A 19,699-nucleotide genomic window follows, 5' to 3' on the forward strand; every position below is an offset into this window, starting at 1 on the left:
GCTTAAGTTTTAGTGCCGTTGCGGGGCATGCATCATGTCATCAGTATTGAAAACGCGGCAAACTCGCTAATCGGATCGACCGCGAACTGGTCCGCTTCGATTCTTCCCATTCTCGTAGCATTCTGCAAGCTGCTGGCCTCGCACCTGAGGTGCTCGGCGTGAAACGGAATACAAGGCTGCAAAGAACCCAATCACCATAAGTATATTATTGACAAGTTAGTATAGTTTCGTATGGTGGGTGCAGCCTTGTATGAAGGTGGCAGGAAATAGGGGGTCTTTCTTCGCATGTCTCGCTCAAAACGTCTCACTAATGCGCAACGCATGGAGATCGTGCGCGAAGCCGCGGATGGTGTGACTGGCGCTGAGCTTGCCGCGCGCTTCGAAGTCACGCCACGGACGATCCAATACACGCTAAAGAGCGATGCTGAGCGGCAAACGGATACAGCTGTCCCGACTGCGGCGGTGAGCCTCAAGGTGACCCAGGACGAGCTAATAGCGCTCGATGAGGTCTTGGGTGCAGCAGGCATCAAGACGCGCTCAGAGGGGCTGAGAAGGCTCATACAGGCCGCTGGCGGGGTCTTCGTGCCCGATGCTCAGCTTGCTGCAGAGATGGCGCGCTACAGGGCTTCTCTGAACGAGGTCGGCAACGGTGTCGCCCAGATCGCCAAGCAGATGCGACGCGCCAATCAGGCGGGGCAGGGGATAGAGGCTGGTTCGCGTGCCGAATTCTCTGAGTTACGGCTTGCCCAGATGCGCGGGTTGGCGCGGTTCATCCTCGACAGTGCAGACGAGATTGATCTGCTTGTGCGGCGTCGTCGGGACGCGATGCAGATGACCGCAACAGCCGCGTTGAGGGAGTTTGCACATGCGGCTGAATGATGCCGTTGACGCTGTTACGGGCGAGGTGTTTCGGGATGGGTGGAGCCGGATCCGAGGCTCGACGCAGGGCCTGCATGTCTCCAAGCAAAAGCAGATGGTGCGCGCCGCTGCGGGGCATCGGGCAGCTGTGTTCAAAGCGATCCGGGGCGGTGGGACAAACAACAAATCCGAGCTCGCAAACCAGCTTGGATATCTCACCACGAAGTCGACCCATATTGTCGACAGCAGCGGGTTTTTGGATGGCAAATCCAAGCTTGATCGCGGCGAGATCAAAGACCTTACCGAGCGCTTTGCGAAGCGGTGGAGTGCGGGGTTCAAACCCAAGCTTGGGCAGACAACCCATCTGCTGATGTCCTTCCCGATTGGCACGCGCGGGGAGGATGTGCGCGATATCGCCACCGACGTGGCGGAGCGGTTCTTCCAGAATGATGAGGGCCACTTCGATTATATCATTGCGGTGCATGAAGACCGCGATCACCCCCATGCGCATCTTGTTCTGAACCGCCGCTCGCAAGAGGGCGAGTTCTTCTATTTAGCGCGCAATCACCGGTTCAACTATGACGACTTCCGCTTGGCCATGGTCGAAGAGGCCGAGACCTATGGCGTGCGGTTGGAAGCCACGCGGCGGGTAGATCGCGGCGAGGTGCATTACCCTCCTAAAACCCGTGAGGTCTATGCGGCCAAGGAAGAGGGCAGGGTGCCCAAAGAGCGGGAACGAGTTGGCAAGGATTTGACCCGGACGCTGGCGGAGATCGCCAATACCAAGATCGCATTTCACTCACTGGCGGCTGAGGCGTCGTCCGAGAACCGCGAAGATATTGCCGAAGTGCTGTTCCGAGCAGGCGAGGTCTTAGCCAAGGGCGGGCAGGTTGAAACTCTAGGAGGTGTCTACATGGCCGAGGATGAATCGTTCGAGGACCTGCGCAGCCGTTACGCGGAAAAGGTTTCCAACATCACAGACCTGATTGCCGCGAAGCCCGATGCGGAGCGGCCCGCGTTGGAGAAAACCCTCAACACAATTCAGGCCCGCGTGCAGGATATGCAGCCGCTGGGGCTAAGGTCCAATTCCCTCTCGGAGGTTCCGTCAGAGGGAGGGGTCTATTCCGAGGCCAACATTCAGGAAAGTCAGTTGGAGCGCTTGTCTGAACCACGGGTACGCGCCCGCGTCGAAGCAGCGCTGCGCGGCACGGGGATCAGTACATCCGAGGTCGTGGCCCGAATGGAGACAGGAGCGCAGAACGCTGCATTGGAGCATCAGTGGATTGCGGATGATCTGTCTAAGGTGGCCGTGGCCAAAGATCTGAACCTTGAGCGCCGTGCGGATCTGGAGCAGGCGCGGGATATTCTCAACGACGTGCATGTGCAGCTCGGGACCATGCTGGAGCGGGAAGGCGTGCTGCGCCACGACGGGGTGATTGAAGAGACCCGCGAAGTGCAGGCGCATGTCACGGACGCCCAGATTGAAACTGCTGCAAATGCCGTTCGCATAGAGACACGGATTGAGGTTCTTGACGAGGCGGTGATCGAAAGCCTTGCCGTGGAACGGTTGGAAGACGCACAGCGAGACTATCTGCGCGACCATCCAGAGCTGATCGCCCGCCCAACCGATGTCATCCGCATGAGCGAGGAGGGCAGGGCGGTGATCGTAGATCAGGCCGCAGCAGACCGGATCATCATCGAGGTTGAAGCGGCTAAGTTGGGTGCGCACAGCAGGACACCGATCTCAACTGCCGTCGCGCGTGATCTCCAGATGCGATATCCGGATATTCCCGAGCAGCTGGCGGAAGGTCTCGGCGACACCTACGCGCGCGTCTATGAAGCGCGCGGCGCAGAACGTGAGATACGCCCAACGGAGCGTGAGGCGGTTCAGAATGAGACGCCCGAACTGTCCCGAGTCCTTGCCCATGAACGGGCAGGGGACCTCGCATCACCCTTTGAAACTGAAACCGATCGCGACGCCTTCCGAACAGAGGTTGCGTGGGTTCTGGACACGGCGCAGCACGATCGCCTGAAGGATGGCGACAGCGATGCTTTGGAAAACGTCATCGAAGACCGTCTTGACCGGCTCTACGCCGCAAAGGTCTATCTCCAATCGGATGCGGCGATGGCAAACTCGGAGGCATTACGCAAAGTTGTCGATGAGCTGGCAGACGTTGAAGTCGAAAGACACCGCGCGGCGGATGTCGATGGCGAGACCGAACGAGGTCAGATCCATTGAGCGGGTCCATGGGAAAAGCGTGGATCGCCATCGGGGTGGTGTTGGTCACCGCAGTGGCAGGTGCCATGGGTTACACCATCGCCTCAGCCGTGCTGACGTTCAAGGCACTTGGGTTCAGCGCCGATATCGATTTTGGATATATTGCGCAGAACTACTTCTGGATCAGAGACAGACGGCCAGACGATTTTCAGCTGATCAACCTGATCATCGGTGGGGCTGCCGCGGCGGGGCTGATGCTGAGTCTTGCCATGTCCGGCTCCGCCCTCACGCGCTTTGGTCAAACCCACTGGCAAAAACGCGGTGAGATGAAAGCCAACGGATTCTTTGGCAAGCCGGGCACAGGGTTTATCCTCGGCAAACTGGGCGGCCCGAAATCCCGCGCCCACTACATCACCTCAAAGGTCTATCCCCATGCGCTGATTGTGGCACCGACTGGGCGCGGCAAAACCACCGGCTTTGTGATCCCGAACCTGCTGACGTGGCAGGGGTCAGCTGTGACGTTGGATGTGAAGGGTGAGTGTTTTGAGGCGACAGCGCGTCACCGCGCGGCCCAAGGCGACAAAGTTTACCGCTTTGCGCCCACGGATTGGGAAGGCAAGCGGACCCATCGCTACAATCCGCTTCTGCGCATCTATGAATTGGAAGACCCCGCGCAGCAGCAAATGGAGTTGCAGCTGCTCGCGACCTTGTTTCTGCAAAGCGACAATGATCGCGTTCAGGGGCTTTTGAAGGGCGGTATTGATCTCTTCGTGGCCGCAGGATTGCTGGCCTTCCAGCGCAAGAAACCGACCTTGGGAGAGATTTACCGGATCGCAGCGTCGGGCGGCAACAAGCAGAAAGAATACGTGGCGCGTGGGCATGAGATCGACAACAAAGCGGCGAAACTGATCTTCACGCGGCTGGCGTCCACCAACAACGACACGCTGACCTCTTATGTCTCGCTGCTGATGACGTCAGGTCTGGATCAATGGCAGAACCCCGCGATTGACGAGGCGACGCAGGTCTCGGATTTTGATTTCCGGACGATCCGCAAAAAGCCGTTCACGGTCTATCTGGTGGTCCAGCCCTTGATGGTGAAACCGCTGGCGCCGCTGATCAGATTGTTCTTCTCCGACCTTCTCTCGGCCATGCAAGAAAAGGAACCGGGCAAAGATGAGCCTTGGCCAGTGATGATCATGCTCGATGAGTTCAACCGTCTCGGTAAAATGCCTATTGTGGTCGAGAGCATTGAAACTTTGCGCACCTACCGCGGTCACCTCGCCGTGGTCACGCAAACCATTCCCGCCCTCGATGAAATCTATGGGGAAAACACCCGCCGCGCGCTGCAGGGCAACGCGGGCGTAAAACTTTACCTGACCCCCTCGGATGAAAAGACCATAGAGGAGTTGAGCAAGGCCGTTGGTAAAACAACGAAGATGGTGATTACGCGGTCCAGATCTATTGGCAAGAACCCGTTCGAGGGGCGGAGCCAGTCAACGCGGACAGAGGAGACGTCGCTGTTGCCCGAAGATGAAGCCCGCCGTTTGCCCCTTGATGAAATCATCATGGTCGTGGATGCGCAGATGCCAGTGCGGGCAAAGCGGATCCAGTATTTTGATGACCGGATGTTTGCGGCGATCCATGGGGCGCAGAGAGGGGAATTGCCGTTTCCGGTGATGGGCGGTGGTAGGGTTGCTGAAGGGGGATCAGGTTCTGCTGTTCCCAGCTCGAATGGGGCCAAGTCTCGACCTGAAGCCGGAACAACAGGCGTGCCGCGTGATGAAGAGATCGCGGGCAAAGAAGTGGATGTTGCTGTCGTGCCCCCGAGGCGTTCGGCGAAGACTGCACCTGTTGTCCAAGCGGTGGTTGCAGAGGAACGACGGCAAATGGAGATGGATCTTGCGGAGCAACGAGCGATGCCCGTTAAAGAACCGAATGATGCCGAAGCCGAACAATATGCTGGTGCTGTCGACCAACTTGGCGATTTTGAAGCCAGTCTTGAAAGAGGTGAGGCGCACTAGGATGTGCGAAAATAGTGCAAAGTGGCAGAAAGATGGGTGTAATCTGGATGTTGTCGTTAAAGCGGTCGCTCGTCTTGACTGCGGCGAAGGTCTTGAAGGAGCCCACAGGAGACGAAGGATTTTCACGCTGCGCGCGCTCACAGTACTAAAACCGCCCCAGATACTCAGAGCAGGACGCCGCACGGCGGCAGAGATCGCTGCCATTCGTTCTCGTTGCAGCGAAGAATTAGACCAAACTTTGCTTCCACTGAACAGTGTAGGCGCTATCGCGACGCGGACGAAGCCGATCTAGGTTTTTTCTCTTCGCTGGAACAGCTTTTCTATACTTTCATCAGATTTTTTAAGGTGATTGGATCCAGATGATGCGGACAAACTGATGTTGTCATGTCTCACAGATAGAGTGTTTCTAGCAATCCAGGTACATTATTGATGCGCTGAAAGACCCTATTTGTGAAAGCGAGCTTCATTCACAGTGAACGGGCATCAGACTTTCGCCGCCTCCAATGTTTGCAATAGCGGGACTAATGCAATTCACGTGCAAAAGAAAAGCTTTTCGCATAGGTCCAGACCCAGTTGACCGGAAAGCCTTCTGTTCATAAGTAACTTAGGCGCGCAATTACTTCTGTGCGCAGAATGATTTGGGGCGGAGGAACGCATCCGTTATTATCCTCTGCCCCCAGTTTCAAAGTACGAGAAGAGGAAATGCTTGTTGTATTGGATCTTGGGGATGGAAGAAGATTCGCGTGTGAAACTTTCGAATGTGCCAAGGAGGCTTGGCTAAAAAATTTCGCAGAATGTCTGGGAGCAATGATAGAAGTTTACCCTGAAGTCGGAAGCAAGGCAGGACCGGAAATTTACAGATATGATCACGCCAATCGGATTTGGGTCACGTCTAAGTAGGGAGAATACCTTGAGCGGTGGACCCAGGACACAGTACATTCATTGCGACATCGAGATTGAGTGCGCAGGACCGACGCAAAGAGTGCTATCTGGCTGGACGGCCAGAGCATTGCGCCAGATCCCAGACAAACTTGAGCGAGACGAATTTCAAGACGGCCACCATGATGTAACAGATAGTTACGGTAAGAAGCTGGGGTCAGTGTATTTTGATTTCTCGGAAGGTCATCAATATGATGACAACGAGTCCTAAAACGAAGCATTTCTCATTGAGCTAGGTTTCTTCCATTTCGCGCCAGCTCAGAGTTGTTACTTCCGGTAAATATTTTGCCGCCCGGTATCGATCTTCGGGGATTTCGAATTCAAGGCCGCTGTCTTTCACCCAGACGAGGTCTGGCTGTCCAATGGAAGTTTTTATTCGAAATAGACCCACGATTTTCATTTACGGCTTCCAATAAAAGTTTTCTGGAAGCCCCTTACACAAACACCAAAATCCGAAAAAAAGGTATCGAGCATAAAGGGCTTATTTGCTCTCACCCTAACGCGAAACCGGCGAGTTGAGGTTAACGCGAAGCTGAAGTAGTAACTTTCCGCGTTGCTCACTTGTGAGCTAACATCTCACCAGCCCAAATGAAAGCTATAAAAAGTTAGATACCTTTTGGCAGGAGTGGGTACATCAGTGCAATTGCGCGTGAACTAGATATCCTTCGACCTCAGATTCACCAATGGCACGCAGGGCTTCTAGTCGATGATATCCTTCGACAAGAATGAAACCGCCGCCTTTGTCGGTGCGTAGGCGTATGGGGGTGGTTTGGCCATTTTCTAGCATATCGTAGGCGATGTCTTCGACTTTGGCGGAGTCCAGAGTTTTCCTGCGTTTGAGAGGAATGCGAACGTCGGTAATGGCGAATTTTTCTTTTACTGGCATGCATCAACTTGCACCCAATTGCAGCACTTGAGCAAGGGTTTGCATGCGATCTCTACAAATCACCCAATTTGTCTCGTGGAACACGACCGCCAGCAATCAGTGTAGAATGGAAATGAGTTCGTAAACTCTGCGATTCAGTCAGATCGAAGTCACAGTTGAGAGCGACCTAGAGTATCCGCTCATTTTATTTGTCGTTTTTGTTAAACCAGAGGCTCCAAAAAAAGCCTCTGGTTCTGAGTTCAAATTCTAGAATTTACGCAAGCGCGAGATTGCTCGCAGATTCTCGACCGTTGCGATCAGCTTCAACGTCGTAGGTCACTGCTTGCCCGTCATCCAATTGCTGGATGCCAGCACGCTCCAGCGCGGAAATATGGACAAAAACGTCCTTTGAACCTTTTTCAGGTGCAATAAAACCGAAGCCTTTTTGAGTGTTGAACCATTTCACGGTGCCATTAGCCATCGTGTCGTCTCCTATTAAATGCCATTCACAGAATGCAATGGCCCGGCCCAGTGTCGTCATAAGAACTACTGGCCGAAAAGAAACAGGAGGTCGTAGGAAGATGCTATGCACTTGAAGACATGTATATTCGCTGATTGAATTACAAGGCTCTTAAAGCGCAAACCCAAATTTATAATTCACTGGTGATAATGCGGAAAGTCTGTTTGTCGGAGATCAGGACGGCTGTATCGCCGTTAAACCGAATTTGATTGCAAAATACCACCTTAGAGAGTAGGTAAGCTTACGACGAACGCAGCTCGGAACCATTCAGGCAAAGGACCTGAAGACAGAGTTTTGCCTTCTAAAATCAGAAAAAATCGACTGTCACACCGAGAAATTGGGCTGATGTTTGGAATGAGCGCCGAACCCTTCGTGCGCGACCATATCATTTGTGACGGCAGATCACTCATAAAATCCGGAAAACGGAACTTACCCGTTCATCAAGGTGAGTTTTAAATTGGAATATCCAAGCTCCCGCATGGAGTTTGTTTCGTTATGCGGATCAATTTTGAGCACGTGTAATGACCGCGATCCCGACAAGAGTCTCAAAAGGTGTGGCGGTGCTTTCTCCGTCGGAGGAAATAATATGAAATTACCCGAATGGACACTGACTGCCCTCTACGGAGCCTTGGTCGGCGCGGTCTTTGCTTCGATCATTGGCTTTACTTGGGGTGGCTGGACAACTGATCGAAGCGCGAAAAAAATGGCCGAACAATATGCGTCCGAGCAAGTCACTTTAGCGATGGTTCCTTTCTGTTTGGAAAAGTCAGATATCGATCCAAACAAGCTTTCTAAACTAACTCAAGTTCAGAAAGCCACGGGATTTACGCGCCGCAAACTTATGATGGATTCGGGCTGGGCGACACCTCCCGGTGCAAACGCCCCCAGCAGCGCGCTGGCTGATGCCTGTATAGCAGGGCTAAAAATCGATGAATCATGAAAACAATATACTGAGTGACGAAATTGGCACTTACGACCCATTTCTAGAAGGCTTTCGCTCCTTAGCAAAGCAAGTTGTTTGTGGGTTCTTGCTCGGCATGGCTTTGCTCTTGTTTGGAGCCAATATTGCCCAATCGAATCCCACCGATATCCCGAAAAACGCTAGCGCCAAAAGTTATGGGGACGGATGGGAATGTGATCTGGGATACCGGATTGCAGGCGAAATCTGCGTTGCCATCACTATGCCTGAGAATGCTTATGCGACGAACCGCCGGTTTGGATCGGGATGGGAATGTCTGCATGGGTTTTTGCAGGTTGAAAGGACATCGTGTGTACCGGTGATTGTACCTGAAGGTGGATATCTTGGTCCATCTGGATCGCGTTGGTTTTGCCACCGGGGTTTTCAGAAAATTGGAAACACCTGTGAGAAAATCAAGTTGCCGCCGCATGCCTACCTGACAAATTCAGGGGTTGGTGCCCCATGGAAATGCGACCGCGGTTTTGAAGAAATCGGAGACATATGCGTAGCAATCTCTGTGCCTGACAACGCCTTCTTAAACAACTCTGGATACGGCCAACCGTGGTCGTGTCATCGCGGGTTTTTTGAAGAAAACGGCGCCTGCGCGAAAGTTTTTGTACCTGAGAATGCCTATTTTGATGAGGCGACTTACGGAAACGGTTGGAAATGTGAACGCGGTTTTTCTGAAACAGGAAACAAATGCATCGCAATAGAGCTTCCGCCGAACGCTCACCTCGATAGGTCGGGCAACCAATGGGAATGCAACAAGAACTTTTATCGCTCTAAGTCGCAATGTGTGCTCCGTAATTAAAGACTTCAAAGCACTCTAGCACCAGTTGAATTGACCTCGGTGGTCCCTGGAACTCTTCGTCCGGGAAACATCCATCAAAAAGGAAGTATCTATGAGCCCCGATCCGAAAACCGCAACAACTGTTCTGCGAAACTCCGAGGATTTCCAAAGTTCACCAATCCATATGCGGGTTTCAATGTCTGAGACTACACACAACACCAAGACTGCAATTGTGTATTGTGAAGGTAACTTTGCTGAGGTGGACGGTAAAACCGCCAATGGTCTCGTGCGTCATTCAGAAACATACGAAGTATTGGCAGTCATCGATTCCAAGTACGAAGGTCAGGACAGCGGGCAAATACTTGATGGTGTTGCCAATCAAATTCCTGTTTTGGGGAATTTGCATCAGGTTAAAGAATGCCAAAAGACTTTGCCGCAAACGCTGATCTACGGAATGGCACCCTCAAGTGGCACGCTCTCCAAGGACGATCGTAAAGTGATTTTGGATGCGATATCACTGGGAATGAATATCGTCATTGGCCTGCATGAGTATCTCAGCGATGACTTTGAAATTGCGAATGCTGCCTCGGCAAATAACGTTACCATACGCGACATACGCAAACCAAAAGCGAGCAAAGATTTGCGGCTGTTTGATGGCACTGTGGCCTCGGTACCAGCCCTGCGCATAGCTTTGCTTGGCACAGATTGTGCTATTGGTAAGCGCACAACGGCGACACTTCTTACGAAGGCGCTCAATGATATCGGGATTAGAACCGTTCTCATTGGCACCGGCCAGACGGGTTTGATGCAGGGGGCTAGGTACGGCGTTGCGATGGACGCTGTTCCGCCTCAGTACTGCTGCGGAGAGCTTGAAGGGGCAATAATCGCAGCGTCAGAAAGCGAGAACCCCAAGGTCATTATTGTTGAGGGTCAGGGGGCTCTTAGCCATCCGGCATTTTGTACATCGGCTTTCATTTTACGTGGAAGCCAGCCAGATGCCGTTATTCTTCAGCATGCGCCAAAACGCGTTCATCGTTGTGATTTTCCCGATTTACCAATGCCAAGTCCAGAAAGCGAAATACAGTTGATCGAAGCTTTTTCAGATACAAAAGTTATCGGCCTGACCATAAACCACGAGGGTATGTCTGAGATCGAATTAGGTGCGTGCATAGCCGCCTACTCTCGTTCGTTAGACCTGCCTGTAACTGACCCACTCAGCCGACCAGTATCCCAGCTGCTCAATATGGTAATGAACGCTTTTTCCGGGTTGCGATACTCCGCCTCCACGGGCGCGGTATGAATTCTCCTCGAATAGAGGTGGACTTAGCCAAAATTCGCCAAAATACGAAGGTGTTAACTGGCCGATTGAAGGCGCGCGGTATCAGTGTTCTGGGGGTAACAAAGGCGGTATGTGGCAACCCCGTCATAGCTCAAGCGATGTTGGATGGGGGAGTGTCAGGGCTTGCAGATGCTCGGGTAAGCAATGTTCAACGCATGCGTGAAGCTGGCATATCAGCCCCAATTACCCTGATCCGAACGCCCTTGCTTAGCCAATTGACCGATGTCGTCGAGAGTTGCGGCTCCAGTTACAATACCGAGCGCAGAGTCATTTCCGCTCTCGCTGCAGCTTCAACCGATTTGGGCATCAATCACGGAATAATCCTAGTGATGGAAGCAGGTGATATGCGAGATGGTATTTTGCCCAAAGATATTATTTCTATCGCAAAATATGTGGCTGGCTTACAGGGTGTGACCCTAAAAGGAATAGCTGCGAACTTCGCATGCTTCAGCCGTGTCCCACCGGATCAGCAGAAGATGGTATTGATTTCGGAGATCGCTAAAGACGTCGAAGCTCAATGTGGCAGAGCGTTGGAAATCGTTTCTGGTGGAAACTCGTCAAATATTCCAATGGCACTCAGTCGTTCAAACTTGGCGAGAATTAATGAACTGCGGATAGGTGAGGCAATTCTGTTGGGCGTTGACCCGGTGAGTGGCGACAGAATTCCTCATCTACACACTGATGCTTTTGTTCTGATCGCTGAAGTTATCGAAATGAACGATAAATCAGATATTCCATTGCAGCCTCAGGAACTCCCAAAAGGGTCGAGACTCCAACTTGTACGACATTATGAAAGCGGCAATCGCGTAATTATTAGTGTTGGACAACAAGATACGGATTGTCTGGGCCTCACTTTACCATCTGGAATGACCCATTTGGGTTCGACGAGCGATCACTTGGTCCTAAGAATGAGTCATTCTGAGGTGGGCGTCGGCACAGAAATAAGGTTTGGCATGAACTACAGCGCATTGATGCGGGCAATGGCCACGCCAAATGTGCAGATCTCTTTTTTGCACCCGCCCCGATCATTGCGAACGCGCAAGTTGAAGCCAGCTCATTCCCATCTGAACTTGGTTTGATATCGCGCGCCACGCGCAACCGAGCTTTGGTGCCGAAAGAAAGCGCACCGAAACTTACAACTAGTCGCCATCGAGCAGTATTGAAACTGAAAAGGAAAAGGGAAAAATTGCATGACAAAGCGTTCAAAAGAGTCGGTCTTCAAAAAAAGTTCCATTCCAAAATCGGAAACGCCGCTCGAAAGAACCACGCGTGTCGCACGTGAAATGGTTAATAAAGAAGCTGAGCAGCGTCTTGATAAAATTAGTCGTTTACGACGAACTCGCCTCGAGCGAGAAGCAAACCAAGCAGCTCAGGTTAAAGATGGCAATAAGGGGAAGTAGGCGGTTTGGAAATTGCAGCCTTGATCGAGGTGCTTTAACGACCCAGCTTTGCTGCGTAGCAATTCTACTCAACCGATAGAAATTCCCGTTTGTTAGATGATCGGCACGCTGCGAAAGCACGGTCTCGGTTCCAGCCAAATCAGCACCCACGAATGACCGGATTGGCGACACGCGCTGCATTGCGCCAGCTAATGTGCCGCGTCCGCGAGAAAATGCTGCGTCAGCGAAGCACTAAAAGCGAACGGCGGGTACGTCCCGCATCATGCCAGTTCGAGTGAGCCGCAGCGAACGGCGGCTTTTTGTTGTTTCTACCGCCGCCCCAGTCTTCCCAGACGTGCAAGCTGAGCCATCATTTGCGATCCAGTTCCGGTGGATGAACTGCCCGCTGCAGGTTTTACATTTGCCATCCCTGGCCTCTGCGGCATTTGTTGCGCCCCAAAGAATTGCCGCGCGCGGAGTGCTGCGTATTCGGCGCCACTCGCACCGCCCACAAGATATCGATTGTAGACCTGCTGATTTCCCATTGCCGCGCGCGCAAATCCGTAGCTTCCGGCCAAACCCCCAGACAACGCTGGCATCATGATGTTCCCTGAGATCGCGCGAACGATGAACGGCGTTGCGATGATGAAGCCCTTTGCCATGAGGACCATCATAAAGAAGGGGATGAGAGCGCCTATGTTGGTCGCACCTTCGGGGTCGCCAAGCTCACCGATCAGCGCCGAAGACACCCCGGTAATCGTGGCAAATACCCCCGCGACAACGATCGGATAGATCGCAAAGGACACCAGTGCTGAGAGCCAACGGGCAAAATAATCCTTGGTGACATCAAACAGCGTCAGAAAGATCATCACAGGTGCGATGCCAATGAGCAGAGCAATCATCAAGCGCGACGCGACCAAGATGAACGCTGCCAACCCACCCAAGATCGACAGCATGAGCACTCCGACAATGTCGAGCATCGCTCCAGCCATCCAGTTCAGCTCAGATCCGGCCGCGTTCAGATATTCGCCAAGCTCGGCAATAAGGCGGTCAAATTCTTCTGCAAATGTGCCGGAGGGGCCGGGAACGCCACCACCGACGGATGCAACAAGCGCGCCGGCGATACTGTCGATGCCATTCAGGATGGCCGATGAAAGCGCGTTGAACTGCACCCAGTTGGTCGCAAATATCCCGATCAGCCCGATTTTCACCGCCAGCCAGAACGCCGTTCGCCCATCCATCGCTTTGTACTGATAAATCATGTTCAGGAAGACGAAGATTATGACGACCGTTGTTCCAAGAACGAGCAGCGTTCCCACTGTCGCAGCAACAGATCCGAACTGGGTCTCGGCGGCTGTGTTGAGATAGCCTTGGGAGGTTTCAACGAAGTAGGTGACAACGCTCATTTCAGGGTCTCTCTACCAATTACCCGCTGCATCACAGATCGCTTTAGCCTCTGGTCGAAGTTCATTGGCCTCGCGGTTGTAGCTGTCTGACGTTTGCAGCATTTCTGACCGTCCCGCATTGGCGTGGTTTTCTCGGAATGTGTCTTCTGCGTTATCCCACGCAGGGAAGCGGACAGCACAATCGCACGACCCTGTCTCGACGATCCGCTCCATGTTCTGTGCCCGATAGATGTCCTGGACCAAGACACGCTGGTAGGCGTCTCGCAGCGCGATGTTTTGCATCCAATCGGGCTCGCTCGGACGTTCGGGGCAAACATCGGGGACACTTTCGAGACTGGGGATGAGATTGCGCTCCGCTAAGAGAGGTGACGCAATCAGTCCCAAGCTGACTGCGATCAAAAGGAAATTTGCGGAAGTACGCTTCATTGCGTGCCTGGAGCATCGGCAGTTTCCGAGGTTTCACGTTTGAGAAACGCGGTATGCCCGATATTGGCAAACTCCGACGAGCTGATTGAGACAACCTCCCACCCAATCTGGCCCTTTGCATTCAACGCGGCCTGCATCTCGATCAGGCTGTTCTTACGGTCCATCGGAAAGGAGAGGATCTCGTATTCATAGGTTATCATGCGGTTTCTCCAGTCTGTTCCATCCCGGGGAGGTAGAATTCAGTGATGCCGCGCGCACCGTCGTGGCGTCCGGCCTGGATGATGACGTCGATAGAATTCTCGATGTAGCGAACCATGTCAGCATAGGTCATGGGGATTTCTGTTTTGAGAGCGGCGATTGCCAATCGCTGCACGGCAAGCTGCGGCGTCTCGGCGTGCAGCGTCGTCATCGAGCCGCCATGGCCCGTGTTGATCGCTTCCAGAAACGTCATGGCCTCCTTGCCGCGGACTTCGCCAAGGATGATCCGATCAGGCCTCATGCGCAGGGTTGCCGTGAGTAACACGTCTGCGGTCTGGAACTCAGCATCGCGATTTGCAATGAGCGTTACTGCATTCGGCTGGTCGGGCAGCAGCTCCGCGGCTTCTTCAATCGTGATGATCCGTTCTTCGGCAGGGACATGAGACAGGATTTTGCGCGCCGCAACCGTCTTGCCCGTCGAAGTGCCACCTGAGACGACCATGTTGAGCTTGTTCTCGACACAGAAGGCCAGAGCATCATCGATAACGCCTGATGCCACCACTTCGCGCAATTGTTTGGTTTTTTCCTGCCGAAGCTCTTCGAGTTTGCGTTCCTTGCCAAACAGAAACGATAGCTCGATGTTCTCGAGTGGAAGACTTGAGAAGAACCTTAAGCTGATCGACATGGCGGACAGGACCGCAGGTGGCGTGATGACCTGCGCGCGGATCGGGCGGTCTTTGTAGCCAATCGAAACAGACACGATGGGCCTGTCCTTGCTCATTGTGGTGTTGGCGCTGGAAGCGATCTGATTGCCGAGGTCTTTCACCTCAGTTTCAGTCAGCGACTGATCCAGCAGACGCATAAAATGATCACCTTGGAATTCACCCCAACAGGTTCCATCTGGATTGATACAAATCTCGATGACATCGTCGCGTGCGGCGGCATCAAGCTTATCCAGTGAGGTTTGAAGATAACTGAGCGACATGGGATCAAAAAATCTCCAGATCGCGGTCGACCATGACGGTGACACGCGCGCCTTGATCGACGTAGATAACAGGACCGATGGAGAGGTAATCGCTGATCACGCTGTCGGTCGCATCGGCCAGATCATCTCCAACGTCTTCGAGCACGTCAGCTGTCGACTCATCTTCCACCGAGGCTGCCGCCGCGCTCGGTGCTGCAGAGATCAACGAAATCAGAGCGGCGGAGCCAAAGCGCTCGGCGAACCGCGTATCTACAAAACCAGTCACGCCAGACCGACCCAACTCGTCGCCGCCAAAGGAGCTGATCTGGACGGTCTGGTTGTCCGGAAGGATGATGCGGTCCCAAGCAATGGTGACCCGTTGCTGGGCGATATCGACGCTAGAGCGATAGCGCCCAATGAGGCGCGAGCCACGCGGGATGAGAAGGCGCGATCCGTCAAAGCTAAACACGTCCTCAGACACAACGGCGCGGGTTTGACCGGGCAGGGAGCTATCGAGGGCGGTTTCCATAACGGCTTGGATCATTGTGCCTTGGATGATCGTATTGGATGGATTGGCGATGACTTGTGATTGTGTGACCGACGTTGGCAGCGCCCCATTCAGAACAAAGTCGGTGACGTCCCCAAAGGTCCTCTCGGTCAACGCCGTTTCATTCGCTCCGGACGTGCCGCCAAATGCAATTGTCGGGGATGTGATGCGGCGATCCTGGAACGCGCGCTCCTCTGCTGCGCGGCGTTCAAGTTCAGCCATCCGCCGCGCCTCTTCTTCACGCCGAAGCCGTTCTTCCTCTCGGGCACGTAGCTCATCGTCAGTGGGTCCTATTGGAATAGGTGCGGGTGTTGGTCGATTGGCTTCCAATTGCGCCAGTTCAAGATCCATACGGATTTGCTCAAGCTCTCGGTCGCGCGCGGCCAGCTCATCTTGGAACTGCTGTTGCGCGGCCTCAGAGGCGGTCTGTAACGCCGCAATCTGTGCAGTCAGCCCGTCAATGGCGTCCGCGGCCGCAGTATCTTCTCCGACAACAGGTTCTGGCGCGTTGCGTAATTCTTCGATCTGGGCCTGAAGAGCGGCCAGTTGTGCGAGGAGCTCAGCATTTGGCTCGGAGGGCGGCGCCGGAGCCACGACGATCTGGGTTTCAGGGGCAGGGGGCGGAGGTATGGCTTCAATTGCCCCAAAGCCGTCGCCTTCGTTCTGAAACTCATCTGGAGTGGCGGTCGGCAGGGCTTCTTCGACCTCTGAGCCAGACATCATGTAGAGCGCAGTACCGCCGGCACCGACCAGAAAAACCACTACAATAGCCAAGAGCGGCGATCGCCGAGGCTTTGCGGACGCGCTTCGATTGCCACCTTGTTCGAGGGCCGCAAGGCGCTTTTCAAGATCAACATTGCCTGTGTCGCTCATGACGACGCTCCCGCTGGGGGTGTCGCCTGAACACAAACCACTTCTTCACCAAGCCGCAGCACCCATTCTGCGTTGACCCCAGAAGCACGGATCACGCCGTTCTCAGTGGCTTGGGTGTTCACTGTCCTCTCGCGACCGTTTGAATATCGAAAGATCGCTGGAACGGGTGCGTTTCTAGAGAACTGGAAATAGGTGAATGTCCCATCATCCCATACGCGTGTCGGGGTGAATTCTTCTTGTGCGCTGGCTCCGTAATTATAGTTGGGTGCTTGCTGGGCGATAGCGCGTGTCGGTCGGGCTTCGTCATCAGGATAGCGGAATTGCACCACATAGAAGGTGGGACTCTGAACTTCCTGGACGTTGAAGTAGTAACTGCGGCGGTTGGTATAGACTGTGACATTGGTATGAACGCCGCGCGCAAGGGGTTTGATCGCAAAGGCCTGCCCGCCAGGAACGCCATCGATCTCAAACCCTTCGGTATCGCCTGCAATGATTGAACGGATGCTTTCGCCTTCGCCGAATTCTATCGTTGTGACATGTGTCAGAGAGAGGCTTAGCCGATAGACTTGAGCCTCTTGGTAGGTGGCAACGCGCACACGGCTGTCATTGGGCCCACGCCTTGGAATAGCCTCTGCAAGAACGAACGAGGGCAGCAGCGCCAAGACGAGTGCAATTTGAAAAACTCGGGACAAATATGCGTTGCCGGAATGAGTAGTGTCGCCAATACCCTGCCGCGCCGCGCGCTCTCGGGACATTGACGACGAGTTATTTTGTAATGAATTCCAGAAACGCATTAGTTCTCCAATCTGTCGGAGCGGATGGAGTATTCCAACACGGTGAAGCCGAAGGGATTTGTCCAAACCTGATCGATGGATCGGCTGGCTTCAGGGCGGAACTCGAACAGCAGCGTGGCTGTGAAGAGGCCTGTCTGAACGCCATTGATCGAGTTGAGGCGTTTGCGTAGCCGTACGGTGGCGCGATTGATGCCGATCCGGTTGATACTCAAGACCTCGACATCTAAGCGTCCACTCGTGCCATAAAGCGTAGGCGGGTAGTCGGCATTGGCACTGTTCCAGATCTGGCGCAATGACGCTTCGGCTGCGCCGTCTGATCGACGCAAGACGCTGCGCACACGCACATCATTGTCGAGTTGGTTGTAGACCTCGCGGTCACTAATGTAGCGGAAGACCTCTGCCTCGATGATGGCTTGGTTTTCCGTGACGGTGGTTGCACCGACGGACGCCTCAGGCAATGCGAAGCCCGTCGCGGGATCGTAGGGTACGACAACAGGTGGTGGATCGACATCGAGTATCGCCACCGCAGCCGCGCTCAAGCATCCAAGGATGCCGAAGATCAGACCGATCAGGCCAAGCCGTTGCCATGTCCGCTCACGACGCAGGGCCCCGTAGACCAGCTCTTCTTCGATAATCTCTTGTTCACTCGCCACGGATCAAACCTCAGTCTGCATTCAGATCAGGCAAGGTGAAATCCATGAAACGCTGTTCTTCGGCGATGGTGGCAGCGTCGATCACGCCGCCCGTGCCGTCGCCCACAGTTTGGATCGCTTCAAGCTGCCACATGGCCACGAGGGCAATGGCAAGTTCGGCGGTCACACGCGTGTTGAGATCGACGCTTTCCTTCAGCTCATCCATATCGTCGATCAGGCCGACCAGCCGATCCACGCGCTCAAGCGATTGACCCGCATCCTCATAGCTGTTCTGGGCCGCGGCTGAGACAAGTGCTCCTGTCGTGGCTTGTGTCGCAATCCGGTTGGCGCTTGCGTTCCCGCTGCTGGCCATTTCCGAGAGAGTGTCGTCGTCAAAGCCAAGATCTGCCAACACGCGATCCATTTGGGTTTCGATCTCACCTGCGCCCGACCCGGACAGGCCAGAAAAATCCCCGTTCTTAATGGCTTCGATGGTCGCGATAATGTCTCCGAACTCTTGGTCCAACAGGCCGTTGAGCTCATCCTCCATCTGTGTGCGGATGATTTCGGGCAATTCCGCGAGACGGGTGAGCGCTTCGTAGGTCCGTTGCAGCTCCGCGAGTTGGTCCGTGAGTGTGGCGAGCTGTTCGCGGAGCTGGGTCAGTTGTTCGTTTTGCAGAATTTCGTCTTCGATCATCTGCCGTAGCTGCTGGATATTTTGGGCAATGTTTTGGGTGTCGACGACGGGAACACCTTGGGCGAGGGCAGGGGCAGGGTGCGCGAATTGGAGCCCTGCGGCTAATGAGCCAACCAATGCAGTCTTTAATGCCCAATTTGATTTTCGCATTAGTCCAGCTCCTCGATTGTGAATTCCATAAAGTCCGCCGCAGCCATGCGCGCAGAAGCTTGGGCCAGTTCTTCCGCACTCAAGACGCGCGTTCTTGCTGCCTGCAATCGAACGCGAGCTGCGACCAAACGCACAAGCTCGGCACGCGCATAGGTGTTGAGCGCGACGCTTTCTTGCACATCCTCTGTCTCAGAGATGCGCTCGACAATATCGCGCACGCGCAAGGCGGCTTGATGGATCGCGGCAGGGGAGTTGTTTCCGTAAAACGCAGCGCCATGCCCGGTGATCGAAAGATTGGCATTGGCCAGAAAGGATGGATCGATTGTTCCCAAGGCTTCGATACCTCCAATTCGGCTGAGATAAAGATTGTAGCGTTCGGGGATGACAGTGACGTAGTGCTGCGTCTCTCGGAACGGCGGCACGCCGCTGTATTCAAATACGCGGCCCGGCCCTGCATTGTAGGCGGCCAGGGCGTTGATGACATTGCCGTCAAAAGTGTTGAGCTGCGTGGCCAAGTACCGCGCACCGCCATGCACCTGCAAATAGGGGCTGTCATAGTACTCTGGATTGATGCCAAGATCGCTCGCGGTGCCTGGCATAATTTGGGTCAGGCCAAATGCGCCAACGGGAGAACGCGCACCAATCGTGAAGCGGCTTTCCTGCCAAATCAGCGCTTGCAGAAGGGCGCGCCACTGGACGGGAGAGAGTCCGGCACGCCCTACGCCTGCAAAGCCGCTGGTTTCTTGAGCGACGCGGATAATTAGTTGTTCGATATTCTGGGCCGCATCGCCAAACATCTGTGTCCCAGCGGGATTGGGATCAATCTCGCTTGAGCCAAAGACCGCCTCTACCGACCGGGCAGTATCACCATTGCCAGATTCAAAATCGGACACCATCGCGAGCAGGCTATGGCCTCCAAAGCTTGATTGCGCATCAAGGATCCGTTGCAGCGTTTCCAATTGCTCGCGCTCGATCTCGGCAATGAATTCGCGCACGGATAGCTTGTCGGCTTGAGTTGCAAGGTCGACTTCACGATCACCGGTTTCCATGATGTCGCGTGCGGTCAGACCGTTATCGACCGTTGGCACGCCTTGAGCGAAGGCGAGGCCGGGCAGCAGCAACATC

The 19,699-nt window shown here is 54.1% G+C and carries 20 protein-coding genes; 8 read left to right on the forward strand and 12 right to left on the reverse strand.

Features of this window, described 5'->3' with window-relative positions; all coding sequences use genetic code 11:
* The first annotated feature begins 285 nt into the window (after positions 1–285).
* Genes AN476_RS17500 through AN476_RS17510 form a run of 3 tightly spaced genes read left to right on the forward strand, consistent with a single transcriptional unit; the run spans position 286 to position 5,097 of the window.
* On the forward strand, positions 286–879 hold the full coding sequence (locus AN476_RS17500; RefSeq protein WP_054463033.1) for a helix-turn-helix domain-containing protein: 594 nt from the start codon (positions 286–288) through the stop codon (positions 877–879).
* The gene (locus AN476_RS17505) at positions 866–3,097 is read left to right on the forward strand and encodes a relaxase/mobilization nuclease domain-containing protein (RefSeq protein WP_054463035.1); all 2,232 of its coding nucleotides are present in this window, start codon (positions 866–868) and stop codon (positions 3,095–3,097) included. Before AN476_RS17500 ends, AN476_RS17505 begins: the two co-directional genes overlap by 14 nt.
* Before the next feature lie 8 nt (positions 3,098–3,105).
* Positions 3,106–5,097 carry a type IV secretory system conjugative DNA transfer family protein gene (locus tag AN476_RS17510; protein WP_054463038.1) on the forward strand — a complete coding sequence of 664 codons (1,992 nt, stop codon included), beginning with the start codon at positions 3,106–3,108 and terminating at the stop codon, positions 5,095–5,097.
* 1,171 nt (positions 5,098–6,268) lie between these two features.
* On the opposite strand, the gene AN476_RS22915 is transcribed toward AN476_RS17510, so the two are convergent.
* The 3 genes from AN476_RS22915 to AN476_RS17525 all read right to left on the reverse strand — a co-directional run bounded on the left by AN476_RS22915 (position 6,269) and on the right by AN476_RS17525 (position 7,382).
* Positions 6,269–6,436, reverse strand: coding sequence for a hypothetical protein (locus AN476_RS22915; RefSeq protein WP_157063795.1), 168 nt, complete (start codon positions 6,434–6,436; stop codon positions 6,269–6,271).
* Between the two features lie 234 nt (positions 6,437–6,670).
* Positions 6,671–6,922 carry a ParB N-terminal domain-containing protein gene (locus AN476_RS17520; RefSeq protein ID WP_054463042.1) on the reverse strand — a complete coding sequence of 84 codons (252 nt, stop codon included), beginning with the start codon at positions 6,920–6,922 and terminating at the stop codon, positions 6,671–6,673.
* A gap of 253 nt (positions 6,923–7,175) precedes the next feature.
* The gene (locus tag AN476_RS17525) at positions 7,176–7,382 is read right to left on the reverse strand and encodes a cold-shock protein (protein WP_054463044.1); all 207 of its coding nucleotides are present in this window, start codon (positions 7,380–7,382) and stop codon (positions 7,176–7,178) included.
* A gap of 625 nt (positions 7,383–8,007) precedes the next feature.
* On the opposite strand from AN476_RS17525, the gene AN476_RS17530 reads away from it, so the two are divergent.
* The 5 genes from AN476_RS17530 (at position 8,008) to AN476_RS22920 (ending at position 11,908) form a co-directional block, all read left to right on the forward strand.
* Positions 8,008–8,361 carry a hypothetical protein gene (locus AN476_RS17530; RefSeq protein WP_054463046.1) on the forward strand — a complete coding sequence of 118 codons (354 nt, stop codon included), beginning with the start codon at positions 8,008–8,010 and terminating at the stop codon, positions 8,359–8,361.
* Entirely contained in the window at positions 8,351–9,190 is an 840-nt protein-coding gene (locus AN476_RS17535; protein ID WP_157063796.1) for a hypothetical protein, read from the forward strand. Before AN476_RS17530 ends, AN476_RS17535 begins: the two co-directional genes overlap by 11 nt.
* 91 nt (positions 9,191–9,281) lie before the next feature.
* Positions 9,282–10,469, forward strand: a complete 1,188-nt coding sequence (locus AN476_RS17540; protein WP_083464379.1) for a DUF1611 domain-containing protein — start codon at positions 9,282–9,284, stop codon at positions 10,467–10,469.
* Positions 10,466–11,587, forward strand: a complete 1,122-nt coding sequence (locus AN476_RS17545; protein WP_054463050.1) for an alanine racemase — start codon at positions 10,466–10,468, stop codon at positions 11,585–11,587. Before AN476_RS17540 ends, AN476_RS17545 begins: the two co-directional genes overlap by 4 nt.
* A 111-nt stretch (positions 11,588–11,698) precedes the next feature.
* A complete protein-coding gene (locus AN476_RS22920) occupies positions 11,699–11,908 on the forward strand; it encodes a hypothetical protein (RefSeq protein ID WP_157063797.1) in 210 nt (69 codons plus the stop codon).
* A 308-nt stretch (positions 11,909–12,216) separates the two neighbouring features.
* Here the strand turns inward: AN476_RS22920 and AN476_RS17550 are convergent, their stop codons facing one another.
* The 9 genes from AN476_RS17550 to AN476_RS17590 all read right to left on the reverse strand — a co-directional run bounded on the left by AN476_RS17550 (position 12,217) and on the right by AN476_RS17590 (position 19,698).
* The gene (locus tag AN476_RS17550; RefSeq protein ID WP_054463052.1) at positions 12,217–13,293 is read right to left on the reverse strand and encodes a type IV secretion system protein; all 1,077 of its coding nucleotides are present in this window, start codon (positions 13,291–13,293) and stop codon (positions 12,217–12,219) included.
* Between the two features lie 12 nt (positions 13,294–13,305).
* Complete coding sequence (locus tag AN476_RS17555; RefSeq protein ID WP_054463055.1) at positions 13,306–13,719, reverse strand: hypothetical protein; 414 nt, start codon at positions 13,717–13,719, stop codon at positions 13,306–13,308.
* Positions 13,716–13,919 carry a hypothetical protein gene (locus tag AN476_RS17560; protein ID WP_054463057.1) on the reverse strand — a complete coding sequence of 68 codons (204 nt, stop codon included), beginning with the start codon at positions 13,917–13,919 and terminating at the stop codon, positions 13,716–13,718. Before AN476_RS17560 ends, AN476_RS17555 begins: the two co-directional genes overlap by 4 nt.
* The gene (locus AN476_RS17565; protein ID WP_054463059.1) at positions 13,916–14,902 is read right to left on the reverse strand and encodes an ATPase, T2SS/T4P/T4SS family; all 987 of its coding nucleotides are present in this window, start codon (positions 14,900–14,902) and stop codon (positions 13,916–13,918) included. The genes AN476_RS17560 and AN476_RS17565 overlap by 4 nt, the downstream gene beginning before the upstream one ends.
* A 4-nt stretch (positions 14,903–14,906) precedes the next feature.
* Positions 14,907–16,301 (reverse strand): TrbI/VirB10 family protein, encoded by a 1,395-nt coding sequence (locus AN476_RS17570; RefSeq protein WP_054463061.1) that lies wholly within the window; start codon positions 16,299–16,301, stop codon positions 14,907–14,909.
* Entirely contained in the window at positions 16,298–16,993 is a 696-nt protein-coding gene (locus tag AN476_RS17575; RefSeq protein ID WP_054463128.1) for a TrbG/VirB9 family P-type conjugative transfer protein, read from the reverse strand. The genes AN476_RS17570 and AN476_RS17575 overlap by 4 nt, the downstream gene beginning before the upstream one ends.
* A 101-nt stretch (positions 16,994–17,094) precedes the next feature.
* Positions 17,095–17,748, reverse strand: a complete 654-nt coding sequence (locus AN476_RS17580; RefSeq protein WP_054463062.1) for a virB8 family protein — start codon at positions 17,746–17,748, stop codon at positions 17,095–17,097.
* Positions 17,749–17,758: 10 nt separating this feature from the next.
* The gene (locus AN476_RS17585; protein ID WP_054463064.1) at positions 17,759–18,574 is read right to left on the reverse strand and encodes a type IV secretion system protein; all 816 of its coding nucleotides are present in this window, start codon (positions 18,572–18,574) and stop codon (positions 17,759–17,761) included.
* A complete protein-coding gene (locus AN476_RS17590; RefSeq protein WP_172684848.1) occupies positions 18,574–19,698 on the reverse strand; it encodes a lytic transglycosylase domain-containing protein in 1,125 nt (374 codons plus the stop codon). The genes AN476_RS17585 and AN476_RS17590 overlap by 1 nt, the downstream gene beginning before the upstream one ends.
* Position 19,699 lies beyond the last annotated feature (1 nt).

The sequence above is a fragment of the Phaeobacter sp. 11ANDIMAR09 genome, assembly GCF_001294455.1.
Taxonomy (GTDB): domain Bacteria; phylum Pseudomonadota; class Alphaproteobacteria; order Rhodobacterales; family Rhodobacteraceae; genus Pseudophaeobacter.

Excerpts from the sequence above, each read along its gene's own strand:
- AN476_RS17500 (WP_054463033.1), top strand. The coding sequence starts at position 286 with ATGTCTCGCTCAAAACGTCTCACTAATGCGCAACGCATGGAGATCGTG.
- AN476_RS17505 (WP_054463035.1), top strand. The coding sequence starts at position 866 with ATGCGGCTGAATGATGCCGTTGACGCTGTTACGGGCGAGGTGTTTCGG.
- AN476_RS17510 (WP_054463038.1), top strand. The coding sequence starts at position 3,106 with ATGGGAAAAGCGTGGATCGCCATCGGGGTGGTGTTGGTCACCGCAGTG.
- AN476_RS22915 (WP_157063795.1), bottom strand. The coding sequence starts at position 6,436 with ATGAAAATCGTGGGTCTATTTCGAATAAAAACTTCCATTGGACAGCCA.
- AN476_RS17520 (WP_054463042.1), bottom strand. The coding sequence starts at position 6,922 with ATGCCAGTAAAAGAAAAATTCGCCATTACCGACGTTCGCATTCCTCTC.
- AN476_RS17525 (WP_054463044.1), bottom strand. The coding sequence starts at position 7,382 with ATGGCTAATGGCACCGTGAAATGGTTCAACACTCAAAAAGGCTTCGGT.
- AN476_RS17530 (WP_054463046.1), top strand. The coding sequence starts at position 8,008 with ATGAAATTACCCGAATGGACACTGACTGCCCTCTACGGAGCCTTGGTC.
- AN476_RS17535 (WP_157063796.1), top strand. The coding sequence starts at position 8,351 with ATGAATCATGAAAACAATATACTGAGTGACGAAATTGGCACTTACGAC.
- AN476_RS17540 (WP_083464379.1), top strand. The coding sequence starts at position 9,282 with ATGAGCCCCGATCCGAAAACCGCAACAACTGTTCTGCGAAACTCCGAG.
- AN476_RS17545 (WP_054463050.1), top strand. The coding sequence starts at position 10,466 with ATGAATTCTCCTCGAATAGAGGTGGACTTAGCCAAAATTCGCCAAAAT.
- AN476_RS22920 (WP_157063797.1), top strand. The coding sequence starts at position 11,699 with ATGACAAAGCGTTCAAAAGAGTCGGTCTTCAAAAAAAGTTCCATTCCA.
- AN476_RS17550 (WP_054463052.1), bottom strand. The coding sequence starts at position 13,293 with ATGAGCGTTGTCACCTACTTCGTTGAAACCTCCCAAGGCTATCTCAAC.
- AN476_RS17555 (WP_054463055.1), bottom strand. The coding sequence starts at position 13,719 with ATGAAGCGTACTTCCGCAAATTTCCTTTTGATCGCAGTCAGCTTGGGA.
- AN476_RS17560 (WP_054463057.1), bottom strand. The coding sequence starts at position 13,919 with ATGATAACCTATGAATACGAGATCCTCTCCTTTCCGATGGACCGTAAG.
- AN476_RS17565 (WP_054463059.1), bottom strand. The coding sequence starts at position 14,902 with ATGTCGCTCAGTTATCTTCAAACCTCACTGGATAAGCTTGATGCCGCC.
- AN476_RS17570 (WP_054463061.1), bottom strand. The coding sequence starts at position 16,301 with ATGAGCGACACAGGCAATGTTGATCTTGAAAAGCGCCTTGCGGCCCTC.
- AN476_RS17585 (WP_054463064.1), bottom strand. The coding sequence starts at position 18,574 with ATGCGAAAATCAAATTGGGCATTAAAGACTGCATTGGTTGGCTCATTA.
- AN476_RS17590 (WP_172684848.1), bottom strand. The coding sequence starts at position 19,698 with ATGTTGCTGCTGCCCGGCCTCGCCTTCGCTCAAGGCGTGCCAACGGTC.